The sequence below is a fragment of the Ruegeria atlantica genome (assembly GCF_947495585.1).
GTDB classification, from domain to species: Bacteria; Pseudomonadota; Alphaproteobacteria; order Rhodobacterales; family Rhodobacteraceae; genus Ruegeria; species Ruegeria atlantica_G.
Genome location: NZ_CANLZK010000029.1, coordinates 1 through 16,845, shown reverse-complemented (window position 1 = coordinate 16,845; position 16,845 = coordinate 1). Strand labels below are relative to the sequence as shown.

Here is a 16,845-nt window from a genome sequence, read left to right as displayed (position 1 = left end):
ACGGCTCTGGCTGAATGACGGATCGTGTATTCGGCTTCGACCAGAGCATCGCAACCACGTTTGGAGCTACGATTTCGCCCATTGCCGAGCCGATGATGGCAATGCCTTTCGGACGCTGAACATCCTTGATGAGCACAGCCGGGAGTGCCTGGCGATTAGAGTGAAGCGCAAGCTGAACTCAACGGACGTGATTGACGCCCTGACGGATCTGTTCATCCTGCGTGGCGCGCCCGGTTTCATTCGTTCAGACAATGGGCCGGAATTTGTTGCCCTGGCCGTCAGGGATTGGATTGCTGCTGTCGGGGCCAATACGGCTTATATCGAACCTGGCAGCCCATGGGAGAACGGATATTGTGAAAGCTTCAATGGCCGGTTCAGGGGCGAGCTGCTCAACGGTGAAATCTTCTACAGCCTACGCGAAGCTCAAATTCTGATCGAACAATGGAGGAGACACTACAACACCAAACGCCCCCACAGTGCTCTGGGCTATCGCCCGCCAGCACCTGAAACCATCATCCCGATGGATCAAAGGCCGATGATGCACTAACAATCAAATTGGACCAGTCAGATGAGAATGCTCAAAACTGCCTACGGGAGCATAAAATGGGGGCGGCGTGTTAGTTGATGACGCAAAGGTCAAATTCAACTGATGCCCAACGTTGGGGCGCCTTCTGATGTCGAACGTTCACCTTGCTTCTGGTCCAACTGTGACGGTTGGGTCAGGTTCGTGTGACGTTCAACAATTTGTCGGGCGACACATAGTTTTGCCATTAGGCAAAATCTAAGCTATTGAATTTGCTAATTCTTGTTTGTTTCTTTCGCGTAACCCTTACCATTTGCGACTCAAAGATCTGCCACAAAACCCGAGTGTCCTTTTCAACCGTCGTTGCTCTCCTTTTATTGATCGGCAAGACAAAGCTCGAAGTCTATTTAGACTCCGCGCGCAACACAGTGCACTTTTAGTGGAATGAGAAATTCGCCACGCAACCAAATGCGAGTTCGAAACAGAAACGATAAAACCTGTTGTGGCGTTTGTTCCGCCGTTTAGAACAACTGCTTCTCTTTCGCCAGTAGCGCGGCTTGCGTTCGATTGGAAACGCCCAGTTTTGCCAGCACGTTTTTTACATGCAGCTTTACTGTAACCTCTTGGATTCCTAGATTTCGGGCAATTTCCTTGTTGGAGAGGCCGATGCAGAGCTGTTCCAGCGTCTGCATCTCCCGGCCGGACAGGGTGGCAAAAACACCAGATGACTCCACTGGCTCATCTGCCTGTCCGAAGTCAAAGGGAAAATACCGTTCGCCTGACAATACAAACTTGATAGCGTTGACCAGCGACACCGCTTTCAAAGATTTAGGAATAAACCCATTTGCACCGTTCTCCATTGCCTTATTGGCCACCTCGCGGTTAGCGACACCTGAAATCAGTGCAACCTTGGTCGCAGGAAAGGCCTGTCGGGCGCGATTAAGGCCACTCAAGCCGTCCATACCTGGCATGTGATAGTCAAGGATAAGAAGATCGATGGAATCTAGGCCACGCATCAATTCCAACGCTTCTTCCAAATTGGCAGCGGTCTGGACTTTGAAGTCGTCTACGGTTTCTAGATAGGCCGCGATTGTGTCGCGGACCAGATCATGGTCGTCAGCTAAGAGGATATTAGGCATGTCCACAGTGTCCTTACGCTGATCGCATTCACAACCAAAAAATCAGGCCAAATCATGACAGAACTATACTTTGGTATAGATGCCTATGCCAATGCTCTGATGACCGTGGGGGATCAATAGTTATAACCCCGTTTACCTGACCCGGAGTCTATTCAATGGCACAAATACACTACTCGCGGATTTACGTCGTGCTGTTCATGCTATTGCTGAGTTTTATCACTCCGGCTACAGCTCGGGCAGAGATGACGTTGGAAATAACAACAACAGGCTCTAACGCTGCAACCAACGAATTCAGCCTTCAAGATCTTGACGCAATGGACCAGGTGACATTCAGCACCTCAACGATCTGGACAGATGATGAAGTTACGTTCTCGGGGGTGCCGTTAAAAGCCCTGCTTACCGAATTGAACACAGACGGCACCAGTATCGAGATGGTGGCCTTAAACGACTACAAGGTCACGATGCCGCTGGCGGAACTTGAAAACGACGCTCCGATCATCGCCACTCGCATGGATGGCGAGACGATGTCTGTTAGGGACAAGGGACCTTATTGGGTTGTTTTCCCATACGACCAGGATCCCAAATACCGGACTGAAACGATCTACACGTTCAGCATCTGGCAGCTTAAGCATTTGAAAGTCGTAGATTAACACGCTGAGTGTGCTTACGGTGACCTCAAACAGGAGGTTGTAATTGAAGTCCGAGTTGAACCGATACCGTCTCTTGGTATTGGCAGGCATCTGCCTGTTGATCATCTTGTTCGCAACAATGGTCTCGAACCTGTTAACACAGGTACGCGACTTGTCGAGCGCTGATGAAGACAACATACAGTGGAGCATTTCGCAGCTTGACATCGAGTTTGCGAACCTCGACGCCGTTCTAACCGAGCAAATTGCTGCACAGACAGGCTTCTCTGACCAATTACAGTTGCGTGCAGATATTGCCTTAAGTCGTTTGAACGTTGTCAATTCTGGGCGAGCCCGCGAAATTTATGGTGATAGTAGCGAAGCGGCTGAATTGATTGAGCAAATAGAGGTCTTTGGGGACGATGCCGTTGCAATTTTGGATTCGTCCGAGCCACTGGACGAAACTGATCTACTTGAACTGAAACGCTTGGTTCGTGACGTTCGCCCTGTTGTTCGAGAGCTTGCATTGCTGGGCGTCCGGATAGTTGCCGAGCGTTCCGAAGCCCGGCGCGCTGAATTGGCGGGCCAGTTGTCTCGAACCGGGGGAATTGCAGTCGGTTTACTGATCCTTATGGCACTCTTGTTACTCTTCATGGATCGGCTTTTGCAGCGCTCCGTTCGCAGGGACGCGGCTCTATCTGCATCGTCAAAGCAACTTGCATCGACCGTCGCTGCATCACTAGATGCGATTGTAACTTCAGATAGCTCCGGACGTATTATCGAATTCAACGCTTCGGCCGAGCGCGTTTTTGGTTGGACCCGAGACGAAATTGTTGGGTTGACGATGGAAGACACCTTCATCCCTAAGCGTATGCGCGATGCGCACCACAATGGCATGAAGCGTTACCTAGAAACGGGCGCGCCACGTGTCGTTGATGCCGGCCGTGTCGAGCTTGCCGCTTTGCGCAAAAGTGGCGAAGAGTTCCCAGTCGAATTAAACGTTACAACCACTCATGATGGTGATGACACCAAGTTCATTGCCTACATCCGTGACATAAGCGAGCGTAAGATCAACGAGCAGAATCTGATTGATGCCCGCGACCGAGCCGAGAGGACGGACAAGGCCAAGTCACAATTCATGACAGTGATGAGCCACGAAATGCGCACCCCCCTGAACGGTATGCTGGGTGTGCTTGATCTGCTTAAGACTACCCCCCTAAACGACCAACAGGCTCGCTACACCCGCATTGCAACATCTTCCAGCGAGGTTTTGCTGGAACATGTGAACGAAGCACTCGATATCACTCGTATTGAAACGGGCAATCTTCAACTGAACTCCGAAGTCTTTGATCTAACAGAGCTAATGCAAGCGTTGGTCGAATTGTTTGAACCACTCGCCAATGAGAAAAATTTAGCTGTGAAACTCAACATAAACCCAGCAATGCAAGGGCCATATCACGGTGATTCCGGGAGAATTCGCCAGGTACTTACCAATTTGATCGGAAACGCAATTAAGTTCACTGAAGATGGAGAAGTCACTTTACGCGTCAGCGGCATTCATGGCCCCGAAACCTCTTCTCTTCGTTTTGAAGTGGTCGATACCGGCATCGGAATTCCCGCCGAACAGCACGAACAGGTGTTTGAGGATTTTATTGCCCTCGCGAATAGCGAAGGTCGTCAGACTCGTGGGGATGGTTTGGGTTTGTCCATCTCTCGTCGCATCGCACGGGCGATGGGCGGGGACGTGTCCGTAAAAAGTGTCGAAGGTGCGGGATCGGTGTTCATCTTAACTTTGCCTTTAAGACGCACAGAACCTGAGACGCGAGACGACAGTGACAATCTGGCCCAAAACGCCAAGCAAGCGCCCTCATGCAATATCCTTATTGTCGAAGATAACAGCATCAACCGCAGTGTCCTGTGCGACATGCTAACGACGATGGGTCACACTGTACGCGAGGCTGTTAACGGCGAAGATTGCCTGCAAAAGGCCAAGGACGAGGTGTTCGATATCATCTTGATGGACATCAGCATGCCAGTCATGGACGGGATTGAAGCGACCGAACGCTTACGCCGCAGTAACGGGATAAACGCCGGGACACATATTGTAGGATTAACAGCCCATGGGCGCGAAGAGTACCGTGAAAGATCTGCAACTGCAGGCATGGATCGCTTTCATACCAAGCCCATCAGGTTGGAGGCTCTGCACAACATCGTTGCAGAAGTCACCTCAAAGCACTTGTCCAAACCGGACACCGAACATTTTCCCGAAGCTCTTGCCGAGATGATCGAATTGTTAGGCAGTGCCAAGGTCGCAACCATCGCGGAAGAATTTCTGGCAGAGGTGGCTGAATTTACGGCGGACCTGCGTGCGGCGAGCGACCCGCCCGATATGCTGGCTATCGCTGAAGCAGCCCATAGAGCCAAGGGTGCCGCATCTCTTCTGGGGCAGATAGAACTGCGCGATGCTTTGGAAGAGCTGGAAAACAACGCGCGCGATAGAAAACTCAGGGCACTTCAGACGTGGGCCGATAGACTTGACGACGAGGCAGTAACATCCAAATCGGTACTTGATGGGGCCATCAGCCGCCACGCTAACACCCCATAGGCCTATCCGCCCTACCCGTTGGGATAGCTGCCCCAGCCTTAATCCCCCCAATCTATACTCTCGCACCCCGGCACGTTTCGCTCCGGGCCTCTACACCTGAATTCATCTTGAACAGGGTCGCCTGGAGGGGCCCGTGCAGAGGAACATCAAAATGAAAGATTCAAAAAAAATCATAGTGGTCGGTGGTGACGGATTCTGTGGCTGGCCAACGGCGCTCCACTTATCAAAGCTGGGTCATAACATTACTATCGTCGACAACATGTCGCGCCGTGAAATTGATGCGGCGTTGGGCGCTGACAGCCTGACGCCAATAGCCTCAATGGATGATCGACTGGCCTCATGGAAAGAGCATTCAGGCAGAACGATTGCATTTGAAAACATCGACATTGCACAGGATTTTGACGCCGTTACCACTTTGCTGGACACGATCAAACCAGACTCCATCGTGCACTTTGGCGAGCAACGCGCCGCACCATATTCGATGAAGGGTGTCGGTGAGAAGCGCTACACAGTCGACAACAACATTTCGGGCACTCACAACCTACTGGCGGCATCGGTCGCACTGGGTTTGGATCCACACTTTGTCCACCTCGGCACTATGGGCGTCTATGGATACGATGATGACGGGTTGGAAATTCCTGAAGGCTACTTGCCGGTCTATGTCCCTGGTGACGATAAGCAGATCACGAAGCGTGACATTTTATACCCGACCAACCCCGGCAGCGTGTACCATCTGACCAAATCCATGGATCAACTGCTGTTCCAGTTCTACGCCAAGAACGATCGGCTGCGGATCACCGACCTGCACCAAGGCATCGTTTGGGGAACTCAGACGGACGAAACCAAACTGGACGAACGCCTGATCAACCGCTTCGACTATGACGGGGATTACGGAACGGTATTGAACCGCTTTTTGATGCAGGCCGTCGTTGGTCACCCGCTGACGGTGCACGGAACAGGTGGCCAGACACGGGCGTTCATCCACATTCAGGACACCGTGAAGTGCCTTGCCCTGGCCGTTGAAAATCCGCCTGAAAAGGACGGCAAAGTTGCAATCCTCAACCAGATGACTGAAACGCATACCGTGCGCGAGCTAGCCAAACTGGTTGCAGATGTTTCCGACGCGCGGATCGCCAACGTGGACAACCCACGCAACGAAGCCGCTGAAAATGATCTGCGAGTTTCGAACAAAACCTTTCTCTCATTGGGGCTGAAGCCGATCACACTGGCCGAAGGGTTGATCGACGAAACACAAAAGATAGCTGCAAAATACGCCGGCCGGTGCATTCACAAGATGATCCCATGTGTTTCAACCTGGACCCACAAACAACGGCCCGGCGTTGTCTTTCCAAAGCCACACAAAGTGGCCTGACCCCTCTGCACCGCCCGTGTTGGTCCCGCTTGGAGGTGGGGCCAGCGCGATCGGTTACTTAAAACCATAAAATTACAGTGAAAAACATGCGCATGATTGGCATTGGGCTCATGGGATTTCTTTTGGCAGGCATAGCCCTCCTGCTATCGACAATGAACATTCTGGAACAAGGAAAACGCTACCTCCATGAAGTAACGTCCGGCCCGCAACTGGTGTTTGAGCACCGCACACCCGCCCAAGCGCAGGATGTGTACGAAGCCGTGGTTATGCGCGCCGATCCGGACCATCCGGTCATTTTATCCGGTTTTCCCGCCTACCAGAGCGTCACATTCATGATGCCAGTGGATGCACGCCCGACGTCTGGATACCTCCAAATCGATGCAACGTCTCAGGTTCTGGATGGGGTTGAAGGGGTGCTGCGCATCTCAATCAACAATACCCGTCGAGGCGAGATGCTGCTGCGTTCAGGCGAGGTGGGACGTTCCCTGCAAATTCCTCTTTCACAGGCGGACTTTGCAGGGAAACAACTGGTCGTTTCTTTCTCGCTGCAGGGCACTGGCCTTCAAATCCAGTGTGGTTCGCAGGACGGTTTCGAAGCCGTTGTTGAGATTGAAACAACCAGTGCCATTTTTTTGACGTTGGATCGGCCACTGCACAGTGTACGTGATCAGGTGCTTGCCTGGGGCAATGTCGTGCGTGTTGCTTGGCCCGACTGGCTGAAAAAGGACGAACAGCTTCGCCGCTTGGTGTTGGCAACCCAGTTCCAGCGACGGGGCCTTGCAACCGTGTTTGCTCTGTCCACACAAGAACCAGCCTTAAATACACTCGAGCTACGCGCGGTACTTCCAGCCTTTCCTGAAACCAATGTGAGTGGGCGAACGGTGGGCGCGTTGGCGCAAAAAGGAATGAATGGCGGTTTGCGCCGATTTTACAGACAAGCTTTATGGCGTGAGCGTTTCGATTTGGGAGGGCGCAGCGGACAGTACATACCCAGCCAGTTGGACCTGCGCATGCAGCTTGGCCACCTCATGCATGGTCAGAATTGGTCGCTCACCGTAACGCTGAACAACCGACTTGTTTTTCAAGAGCATACCAAAGGGTCTAAAGCCGAGTACCAAACGTTAATTGACCTCCCGGTTGATATTCAGGTCGCCACAAATACGCTCGAAGTAGTGGCGACAACGACCGCTCCGAAAGACGGCGTGTGTGATCAGGGCCCTGAACTGGTGGCGGAGTTACTACCTCATTCCCGTTTGATCATTAGTGACATGCCCTTTGCCAACGCAATGTCCGAACTACACACCGCCTTGGATAATGTTGGGCCGGTCAACATTGCCATGACTTCAGAACTAACCGCGCCGGACGCTGCCGCGGCAAGCCGCATGTTGGACCTAGTGATACCGGCTGGCGTTGAACTCAAACCGGCTGGAAGAAAGGTTCACATCCATGTCCTGGGCCCAGGTCACCCTGCCCCGCTTTTACCTCATGCTGGCGCCACCTGGTTAGTCACGCAAGTCAGTGCCACCCAAGGCTTGTCCATTAAAAAACTATTGCCGAACGAACCAATGTCGCATGTCGGCCTTGCACTACTGGTGACGCCCGCCGCCCCGGTATTACCGGAGGCAAAAGGATGAGTGACCTTGATGACAAGCGCGAACAGATCAACTTTGTCTCGGTCGACAGCGCACCCAAACGTTTTGCCGGATCGGTTTCAGAATGGCAGGCACCCAAGATGCTGGCGGTGTTTGCGCTGCTTGCCACAACACAACTTTGGTTCGTGAACACTGATTTTGTCGCACAGGTATTTCCAAACCGTGACTATGTGTTTTCGGCCCATTCGGGGCGGCACGCCATTGCGATCCGGATCTTCCTGATCTCGTTCTTTGTCGCTTTTGCTGCATTCAGCTCCGGCGATTTCCGTGGGCGTTCGATGTTTGGCCTGGATCTGGTACTGACCTTCCTGGCAGGCTGCGCAGTATTCGATCTGGCAAATGTCATGGCAGAAGACATCCTCGGATCATCCTTCTCCCTGCATTTCAGTGCCATTGCGTCTGGTTTGTTCGGCTTTGCGGTGTATTCGTTCAAACTGCTGGAGCGTGGCTTCATGCCAGCCCGCATACGTGTCCAACATATTCCGGTTAGTCAGATGCGTGCCTTGTTGCGCCTTGGTGTCACAATTGCCATCGCAGCGGGAATCGCGATGTGGGTTGGCGGTATGGACCTGCATGTGGTCTCAGTGATGCGCAATTTGACGTTGCTCGGCGGCATTGGTCCGGGTGTATTTCTGTTCCTGCCCGTGCTTTTTGGGCAGCTCTATGTGCTTGCTATCTACGATGTGGCGACTGCCAAAAAACCCAAGTTTAATCCACCCGTCTCGGTCATCGTGCCCGCGCATAATGAGTCCTACATTATCAAAGACACGATCAACGCAATGGATCGCGCCGCACACCACTATGGTGGTGAGGTTAACGTTCTAATCATGAACAACAATTCGACCGACGATACAGAAGAAATCGCGCGCGAGACACTCTTGTCATGCAAGGCCGCAATGGGGCGCGTGATCAATGTTCCGAAGCCCGGCAAATCTAACGCTCTCAACGCAGGTCTTGATGCCTGCGACACCGAGTTTCTTGTGCGTGTCGATGCCGACACTCTTGTGGGCGAAGATAACTTTTCCCGAGCAATGCCATACTTCACTGATCCCTCCGTAGGTGTTGTAGGCGGCGTGCCTGTACCACCAGGTGGAGCCCTTTTTGACCGGGCTCGCCTGTTGGAAGTTCTTGTGAAGCACGGCTTTTACTCAGTTGCCATGGGGGCAGTGAACGGAGTTGTGGGTATCCCGGGCATGTTCGTTGTCTACCGCACGCAACACCCACGCCAACTGGGCGGTTTTGTTGAAGGGATGAATGGTGAAGACACCGACATCTCGCTCCGCATTGGTGAGTTGGGCTTCCACTCGGTTGTTGATCCCAAAATCCGCTACATCTCTGAAGTGCCGTCATCCTACAGCCATATGCGTGAGCAACGCATGCGCTGGTTCCGCTCAATCTATCACATCTCGTCACGCTGTCGGGACCTGATCTATGGACCAAACGTGACGTTAAGGGGGAAGGTTATCCTGCCCTACATGCTGGTAAATTCCGCACGCCGCGCGATGCTTGTCCCCTTGATAATCTTTGGGGTCCTTGAGTGGGGCGTCGCGTTTAACGAAAATACCCCTATCGTATGGCAATCCATCGTGGCCGTGACCACAGGTGCGCCTGCGATCGTGGCAGTGGTTGCTTCGCTGCTAAACGGTGTGCCGCGCGGCATCCTTGCGCTACCAGAATACCTGATCTTTCGGGTCTTGCGGGCCTATTTCACACTCGAATCCATGCTCAGCATTTTGATCGATATCCGCGCCGAAAACCTTGAGCTCGCGATCCGACGCGACATCGTTCCCGACAAGCCTATACGCGTAGCATGACGACGACATTTCATTCTCTGCCACAGACGATTGGCCGGCACAAACTACGGGATTCAGTAGAGGAGCGTAAAATGAAACGAATAGCTTTGGCCGCTACCTTAGCTTTGACTTTGGCAAGTGTGGGCGCTGCACAGGAACAACGCTTACAATTCAAGGCTCTTATCAAGCAGGAGCAGGCCGATCCAGTTGCGGTGCATGCCGCAATGACGTCATTGGCAGAAAGTGGGTACGCTCCAGCAATAGATCGGGTCGGATACTATTTCCGAAATGGGATCGGCTCGCAAAAAGATCTAAAAGCAGCGCGTCAATGGTATGCGAGCGCCGTCGATGCTGGTCACCCTTGGTCCACTGCATCTCTGGCACGAGTTGAAATGGAGATGGGACGGGGTGACGTTGCATTGGAGCTCCTCCGGGCTGGCGCCCGCGACAACCAACCCGGCGCAGAACGGCTTTTGGCAACGGCACACATTGATCGAAAGCTGGGCGCCGCTTCAGACGTCAAACAAGGACGAGCGATCTTGGAGCGTATGGCGGAGAGCGGTGATCAAAACGCGGCGCGCGATTTAGTGGTGCGCATAAACTGGAAACGTTTAAGAGGACCGGCGCTCGATACAGCCGTAGAGCAAGTTGTGCGTGCAGGCCTTGGGGGTGACGCGAAGTACGCCGCAGTTGCACTGGTCTATCTGTCTTCGCAGCCTGATAGAAGCGAAGAGGCTATTCAAACCCGTGCAATGCTCGCGGAAGTTCCAGGCATTTCTGATCGGGTGTTGTCGCCGGAGCTGATTAAGCTTGCCGCAGAAATAAATCCCACTCAATTCTGGTCGGAAGTCGAGGAAATTCTCGAAGACACTCAACCAGAAAACTACGCCAAGGCAGCAAACACGGCCTTTTGGATCAGCAAGAATGCGTGGGTTCGCGTGTTACAGAAAGAACTTCACGCATTCGGGTATTATCAAGGTCGGATCGATGGGATGATGACCACACGTACAATCAAGGCTCAAAACCGTTTTTGCAGGGATCGCGAGCTTTGGTCAATTTGCGCATCAGGTCCACTGCGCGGAGCAACCGTACGGACCATGGCAGGTGCAATTGCAAAGGAAAAGCATAGCGGCAAAATTGACAATATTGCGCATCCGGGTTCGTGAAGTGAGGCGGAGCAAATGGAAGGTTTTAGACATTCAGGTACGGACTTTTGCGATCCGACTAAAGAGTTCCGAGCGTGCACCTCGTTTTGGCCTCGGAGAAACATAACTACTCCCGCGTTCGCCACGTGACAGATCAGCAGGAACAGGTAGCTTCGCTGTCTGACCTACAAATCAGCTCTGATTTTCCGAAAGGGAAGTCAGAACAAACCAAACTGCCTGCGGGAGCATAAAAGGGGGGTAGCGTGTCAGTTGATTACGCAAAGGTCAAATTCAACTAATGTCCAACGTTGGGGGCGCCTTCTGATGTCGCACGTTCACCTTGTTTCTGGTCCAACTGTGACGGTTGGGTCCGGTTCGTGTGACGTTCAACAGATTGTGGAACGTCACTGATTATTGACTCAATCGACAGCCAAAACCTCAATAGATCGGTCAATCACGTCATTCAATTCTGACCTAAACGTCAAGCATTTCTGACCCAACACAAATAGCGACGATTATTCGACGCTACGTTTAGTGCCTCAAGTTGGTGGATCAGGTCAGTGTATAATGCACTGGTTTAAACCCTCTCTGCTATGTGCATTGCACGCAAGGTATTCTTGCCAAGCGAATAGGTGTCGAGAATGCTCCACGGCAAAAGCGTTGGCTTTGCGTTGTTGATCTTTAGGACATCAAGAAGACCCCTACTGCCGACTAACTGGAACTGGCGTCTACCACGCCGTTTTTTAGTTACTCCCACGCGTCTTAACGTAACCGCGTGGGAGCATTGTGTGTCAAACGAATGAGAATTGGTCCTCAGTCAGCAAAGCGATAGCGATGTTGTCGAGCTCAACAGAACCGTTGCTCCATTCAACACGTGTCCCGGAACCGGTGTCGATCAACGTAAGGTCCGAGAAATTTATACCCGCCATTTTAAGCGTGTCCGAATTAAGCTCAAAGTCCGTAATCCGATCCGCACCGCTGGGGGATTGTGTATCGAAAACAAAATCATCCGCACCGCCACGACCGGTCAGAATGTCGTCCCCTGCACCGCCATCGATCACATCGTCTGAGGAGAAGCCAAGGATCGTGTCATTACCTGAGTCACCCAGAAGAGCTTTGATCCGGATCGCCTCACCATCGAACACCGCACCATCGGCAAACTCGATCTCCTCCAGATCATAGGTGCCGCTGTAGAAGTGATCCTTGACCGTAACCGTTTCGCCATTGCTGAGCTTGATAATCAAATCATGGCTCGAGTTCTGGGCGAAGGTCACGTCAGCGGGATTCACATCAGAGAAAACAAGGCGATCATCAGCGCTGCTGGAGCTGACGTCGATGATCGTATACGAACCATCGCCCAAAGCATGGTGGTAAGTATCAGCGCCAGATGTGCCTCTGACTGTGCCTGTGTCCTTTTGGTCCTCCAGAGCTTTGATCCGGATCGCCTCACCATCGAACACCGTACCATCGGCAAACTCGATCTCCTCCAGATCATAGGTGCCGCTGTAGAAGTGATCGGCAATAGTGATCGTTTCGCCATTGTTCAGCTTGATAATCAAATCATGGCTCGAGTTCTGGGTGAAGGTCACGTCAGTGGAATTCACATCGGAGAAGACGAGACGGTCATTGACACTTTGAGAGCTGATGTCATTGATCGTATCGTTGCCATCGCCGAGGCGATAGATATAGGTGTCAGCCCCATTCCCGCCAATCAGCGTGTCGTTGCCAGCACCGGCATGGAAGGTATCATCGACGTTGCTGCCACGCACGATGTCGTCACCCGCGCCATTCTGGTCAATGATCGCCTTTTCGGCGATCTGCTGCACGTTCAGGACGGTCCCATCGGCAAACTCGATCCCTTCGATGTCATAGGTGCCGCTGTAGAAGTGATCCTTGACCGTAACCGTTTCGCCATTGCTGAGCTTGATAATCAAATCATGGCTCGAGTTCTGGGCGAAGGTCACGTCAGCGGGATTCACATCAGAGAAAACAAGACGATCATCAGCGCTGCTGGAGCTGACGTCGATGATCGTATACGAACCGTCGCCCAAAGCATGGTGGTAAGTATCAGCGTCAGATGTGCCTCTGACTGTGCCTGTGTCCTTTTGGTCCTCCAGAGCTTTGATCCGGATCGCCTCACCATCGAACACCGTACCATCGGCAAACTCGATCGCTTCGATGTCATAGGTGCCGCTGTAGAAGTGATCCTTGACCGTAACCGTTTCGCCATTGCTGAGCTTGATAATCAAATCATGGCTCGAGTTCTGGGCGAAGGTCACGTCAGCGGGATTCACATCAGAGAAAACAAGACGATCATCAGCGCTGCTGGAGCTGACGTCGATGATCGTATACGAACCGTCGCCCAAAGCATGGTGGTAAGTATCAGCGTCAGATGTGCCTCTGACTGTGCCTGTGTCCTTTTGGTCCTCCAGAGCTTTGATCCGGATCGCCTCACCATCGAACACCGTACCATCGGCAAACTCGATCTCCTCCAGATCATAGGTGCCGCTGTAGAAGTGATCGGCAATAGTGATCGTTTCGCCATTGTTCAGCTTGATAATCAAATCATGACTCGAGTTCTGGGTGAAGGTCACGTCAGCGGAATTCACATTCGCAATTATGAGACGGTCGTTAACGCTCAGGTTGCTGACGTCGCTGATCCTGTATGACCCGTTGCCCACAACGTGATAGTAAGTATCGGCGCCGGATGTACCAACTTGATCGCCAAGCGGTGATGACGGAGGCTCAACAGACACAGTTACAGTTGCGGTGTCCACACCACCTTGGCCATCAGAGAGCGCGTACGTAAACGTATCCTGACCCGCGAACCCTGCATTTGCTGTATATCGAATTTGCCCTGCTTCGATCACTGCCGCGCCATTGACCGCACCATTGACCGAAACGACGCTCAAAACGCCTCCGTCACTATCGGTGTCGTTGCTCAAGACATCGATCAAAACCGAACCGCCAGTTGTAACTGTCAATTGATCATCAACTGCTGTCGGCGCGACGTTTGGTGGCGCCATGTCTGCAAGTGTTTTCTCAGCAATTCCTTGCGCATCAAGGGTTGTTCCGTCTGAGAAAGAGATTTGTTCTATCGAACGTTGGCCCAATTCATCAAAATGAGCTTCTACGGTGATTGTTTCTCCTGAAGATAGAGTAATGACCAGGTTGTTCTGTTCGTCTTCCAGAAATTCCGCTTCTTCAACTGAATAGCCGACAAAATTCAGAACATCGGTTTCGCCGGCAGACCCAATGTCTCGGATGACATCTGACCCGTCGCCAGAGAGATATTCGTATGTGTCAGCACCTACCCCACCAACCAGTTCATCGTTGCCCTGGCCTCCGACCAGAAAATCTGCACCGGCCCCGCCTTCGACAACATCGTCACCATTTCCACCTTGGAGGTGGTTATCTGCGGCGGTGCCAACCAGTATGTCGTTGCCTCCGCCGGAGACAATGTTTTCGATGTTTTGAACCTGCTCTGTGACGCCATTGGCGGCAATAGCGGTCGATTGCTCCAGGTTTATGTTTAGATCTTCGTTCGCATAGGAGAAATCGATTACGTCAGCGCCGGCTCCGCCATCGAAGAAGTCGACCCCTTCTCCGGCCAAGAGGATATCGTTCCCATCGCCGCCATAGATACTGTCGTCGCCACTTCCACCGTCGAGCGTATCGTCTCCGTCTTCGCCGAACAATGTGTCAGAATCATCGCCGCCGCTAACTTGGTCGTTGCCAGCACCTGCGTTGATAACGTCCGCACCGCCCTCTCCTGACACTACATCATCGCCGTCTCCGGCTTCGATTTCATTCGCTGCATCGCTACCGGTTAAAGTGTCAGACCCAGAACCAGTGACGATGTTTTCGAAATTATGGACTTGTTCCTCTTCACCGCTCGAAAGAGTCGCTGTTCCAAGGGTTAGATTAATCGCGACTCCATCGGCAGTATAAGTAAAGTCGATTGTATCGATATCATCGCCGCCATCAAAGAAGTCAGCGCCGGCGTTACCTAAGATGTAGTCATTGCCAGAACCACCGAAATGAGCGTCGTCACCCTCACCGCCATCAATCCGATCGTTTGCTTCCTCGCCATACAACGTGTCATTACCGGACCCGCCTGTTATTGCGTCGCTACCGTCCCCGCCATGTATCTGATTGTCATACTCAGAGCCTATTAGGATGTTATCCCCAGCGCCCGCGATGACGTTCTCAATGTTCAGGACGTGCTCTTCTGTGCCTCCTGTCAAAACAGCCTGGGAAAGCGACAGATTGATGGCTACGTGATCAGCTGTATACGTAAAGTCGAGTGTATCGTTTCCTGCTCCACCATCGAAGCTGTCAATGCCCCCTCCACCTACAAGAACATCATTTCCTTCTTCGCCATGGAGGGTGTCGTCTCCAGCACCACCTGAGATGTGGTCATTGCCTGTGCCGCCAATCAGATAATCATTGCCGCCCAGACCGAAGATTACATCGTCGCCTGCGTTACCGTTCACCTCATTGGCGCTTTCGGTTCCAGTAAGCGCGTTGTTACCCGCTCCACCCACGATGTTCTCAAAATTCAGGACTTGTTCGGTCGTGCCATCATTAAAGGTGGCTGCTCCAGCGGACAGGTCAAGCGTGAAATCGTCGTCCGTATAGGTGAAATCAATGGTGTCTATGTCCTCCCCACCATCGAAGAAGTCCATGCCTGCATTGCCGAGAATGTAGTCATCACCGGCTCCGCCGTAGTGAGAATCGTCACCAGCACCGCCATCGATCCGGTCATTTTCTTGCTCACCGTAAAGCGTGTCATTACCAGCGCCGCCCTGCAGGTCGTCGTCGCCACGACCGCCATGAATCTGATCGTCAGAATCCCAGCCAATGATTGTATCATCACCGTCATTGCCCAGCAGGGCCTTGCCACGGATATCCAACCAATCAAATACGGTTCCGTCGCTGAAATGGATGAACTCAACCGCATTATAACCGCTGCTCTGGAAATGGTACTGCCACGTGATCACCTCACCAGCGGATGTAGTGATAACCAAATGCTGGTCAGAACCGTTGCTATTCGCAAAATCAACTTGATCTGGTGCAAGGTCAGTGAAACTCAAAGTATCGTTGTGATGGGAATACCAGTCATAATCGCGGATAGTATAAGACCCATCTCCCTGAGTATGGAAATAGTCTTCTTTGTTCTCCGTACCTACAACTGTACCCGTTGACTTCATGTCCGCGACCATACGGTTACGCAATTCATCCTGGCTCAACGTTGTGTCATCGGCAAACGTGAAGGTCTCGATGGAACTCCACTTGTTCTCGTTAAGTTGATTCACCAAGGTGATCTGCTCACCGTTGGACAGGGTGAAGATCAGATCATTGCCACTCCGTCTCAAGATGAAGTCATCAGGGTTGATATCAGCAAAAGTCAGGGTATCTGTGTAAGTGCTAAAGCTATCATAGTCGGTGATTGAGTAGGATCCATCGCCTGACGTATGAATGTAGTTTTCGCCATTTGGGGTTCCCACAACGGCACCTGAAGCTTTCATGTCGTGCATCAGACGATCGCGGAACTGATCCTGCCCCCAGAGCGTTCCATCTGCGAAGGTGAAAGTCTCGATTGAGTGCCATTTATTCTCATCCAGCTGCCTGATGAGAGTGATGGTTTCTCCATTTGGCAGGTTGATGATGACGTCATTTTGGGTTCGAGACAGTACAATGTCATCTGCGTTAACGTCAGTGAATGTCAGGGTATCGGTACGGCTGTTGTAGGAGTCATAGTCGGTAAGCGAGTACGAGCCATCCCCCAGCGTATGCACATAGTTCTCGCCGTTTTCGGTGCCGATCACGGTCCCACCAGCCTTCATGTCAGCGACCATGCGGTCACGTAGCTCATCCTGGTTCAGTGTTGTGCCATCAGCAAAGGCGACAAACTCGATGGAACTCCACTTGTTTTCGTCGAGTTGATTCACAAGTGTAACCTGCTCGCCATTCGACAGTGCGATCAT

Annotated in this window: 9 protein-coding genes; 7 read left to right on the top strand and 2 right to left on the bottom strand. The window is 52.3% G+C overall.

The window, feature by feature from the left end:
• The coding region (locus QMP16_RS23140) for an integrase core domain-containing protein (protein WP_282154333.1) at window positions 1-547 on the top strand (547 nt) is incomplete at its 5' end.
• A gap of 497 nt (window positions 548-1,044) precedes the next feature.
• Here the strand turns inward: QMP16_RS23140 and QMP16_RS23135 are convergent.
• Complete coding sequence (locus QMP16_RS23135; RefSeq protein WP_282154332.1) at window positions 1,045-1,662, bottom strand: response regulator transcription factor; 618 nt, start codon at window positions 1,660-1,662, stop codon at window positions 1,045-1,047.
• A gap of 155 nt (window positions 1,663-1,817) precedes the next feature.
• Between QMP16_RS23135 and QMP16_RS23130 the strand changes: the two genes are divergently transcribed.
• The 6 genes from QMP16_RS23130 (at window position 1,818) to QMP16_RS23105 (ending at window position 10,876) form a co-directional block, all read left to right on the top strand.
• Complete coding sequence (locus QMP16_RS23130) at window positions 1,818-2,312, top strand: molybdopterin-dependent oxidoreductase (protein WP_282154331.1); 495 nt, start codon at window positions 1,818-1,820, stop codon at window positions 2,310-2,312.
• Between the two features lie 43 nt (window positions 2,313-2,355).
• Window positions 2,356-4,893 carry a hybrid sensor histidine kinase/response regulator gene (locus QMP16_RS23125; protein WP_282154330.1) on the top strand — a complete coding sequence of 846 codons (2,538 nt, stop codon included), beginning with the start codon at window positions 2,356-2,358 and terminating at the stop codon, window positions 4,891-4,893.
• A 151-nt stretch (window positions 4,894-5,044) separates the two neighbouring features.
• Window positions 5,045-6,265 (top strand): NAD-dependent epimerase/dehydratase family protein, encoded by a 1,221-nt coding sequence (locus QMP16_RS23120; RefSeq protein WP_109312733.1) that lies wholly within the window; start codon window positions 5,045-5,047, stop codon window positions 6,263-6,265.
• A 152-nt stretch (window positions 6,266-6,417) separates the two neighbouring features.
• Complete coding sequence (locus QMP16_RS23115) at window positions 6,418-7,899, top strand: hypothetical protein (protein ID WP_282154329.1); 1,482 nt, start codon at window positions 6,418-6,420, stop codon at window positions 7,897-7,899.
• Window positions 7,896-9,731 (top strand): glycosyltransferase, encoded by a 1,836-nt coding sequence (locus tag QMP16_RS23110; protein ID WP_282154328.1) that lies wholly within the window; start codon window positions 7,896-7,898, stop codon window positions 9,729-9,731. The genes QMP16_RS23115 and QMP16_RS23110 overlap by 4 nt, the downstream gene beginning before the upstream one ends.
• A gap of 71 nt (window positions 9,732-9,802) precedes the next feature.
• A complete protein-coding gene (locus tag QMP16_RS23105; protein ID WP_282154327.1) occupies window positions 9,803-10,876 on the top strand; it encodes a hypothetical protein in 1,074 nt (357 codons plus the stop codon).
• A 770-nt stretch (window positions 10,877-11,646) separates the two neighbouring features.
• Here the strand turns inward: QMP16_RS23105 and QMP16_RS23100 are convergent.
• The gene (locus QMP16_RS23100) at window positions 11,647-16,845 is read right to left on the bottom strand and encodes a calcium-binding protein (protein ID WP_282154326.1); all 5,199 of its coding nucleotides are present in this window, start codon (window positions 16,843-16,845) and stop codon (window positions 11,647-11,649) included.

Bases quoted from the DNA above. Each gene is read 5' to 3' on its own strand.
- QMP16_RS23135 (WP_282154332.1), bottom strand. From the start codon at position 1,662: ATGCCTAATATCCTCTTAGCTGACGACCATGATCTGGTCCGCGACACA.
- QMP16_RS23130 (WP_282154331.1), top strand. From the start codon at position 1,818: ATGGCACAAATACACTACTCGCGGATTTACGTCGTGCTGTTCATGCTA.
- QMP16_RS23120 (WP_109312733.1), top strand. From the start codon at position 5,045: ATGAAAGATTCAAAAAAAATCATAGTGGTCGGTGGTGACGGATTCTGT.
- QMP16_RS23115 (WP_282154329.1), top strand. From the start codon at position 6,418: ATGAACATTCTGGAACAAGGAAAACGCTACCTCCATGAAGTAACGTCC.
- QMP16_RS23110 (WP_282154328.1), top strand. From the start codon at position 7,896: ATGAGTGACCTTGATGACAAGCGCGAACAGATCAACTTTGTCTCGGTC.
- QMP16_RS23105 (WP_282154327.1), top strand. From the start codon at position 9,803: ATGAAACGAATAGCTTTGGCCGCTACCTTAGCTTTGACTTTGGCAAGT.
- QMP16_RS23100 (WP_282154326.1), bottom strand. From the start codon at position 16,845: ATGATCGCACTGTCGAATGGCGAGCAGGTTACACTTGTGAATCAACTC.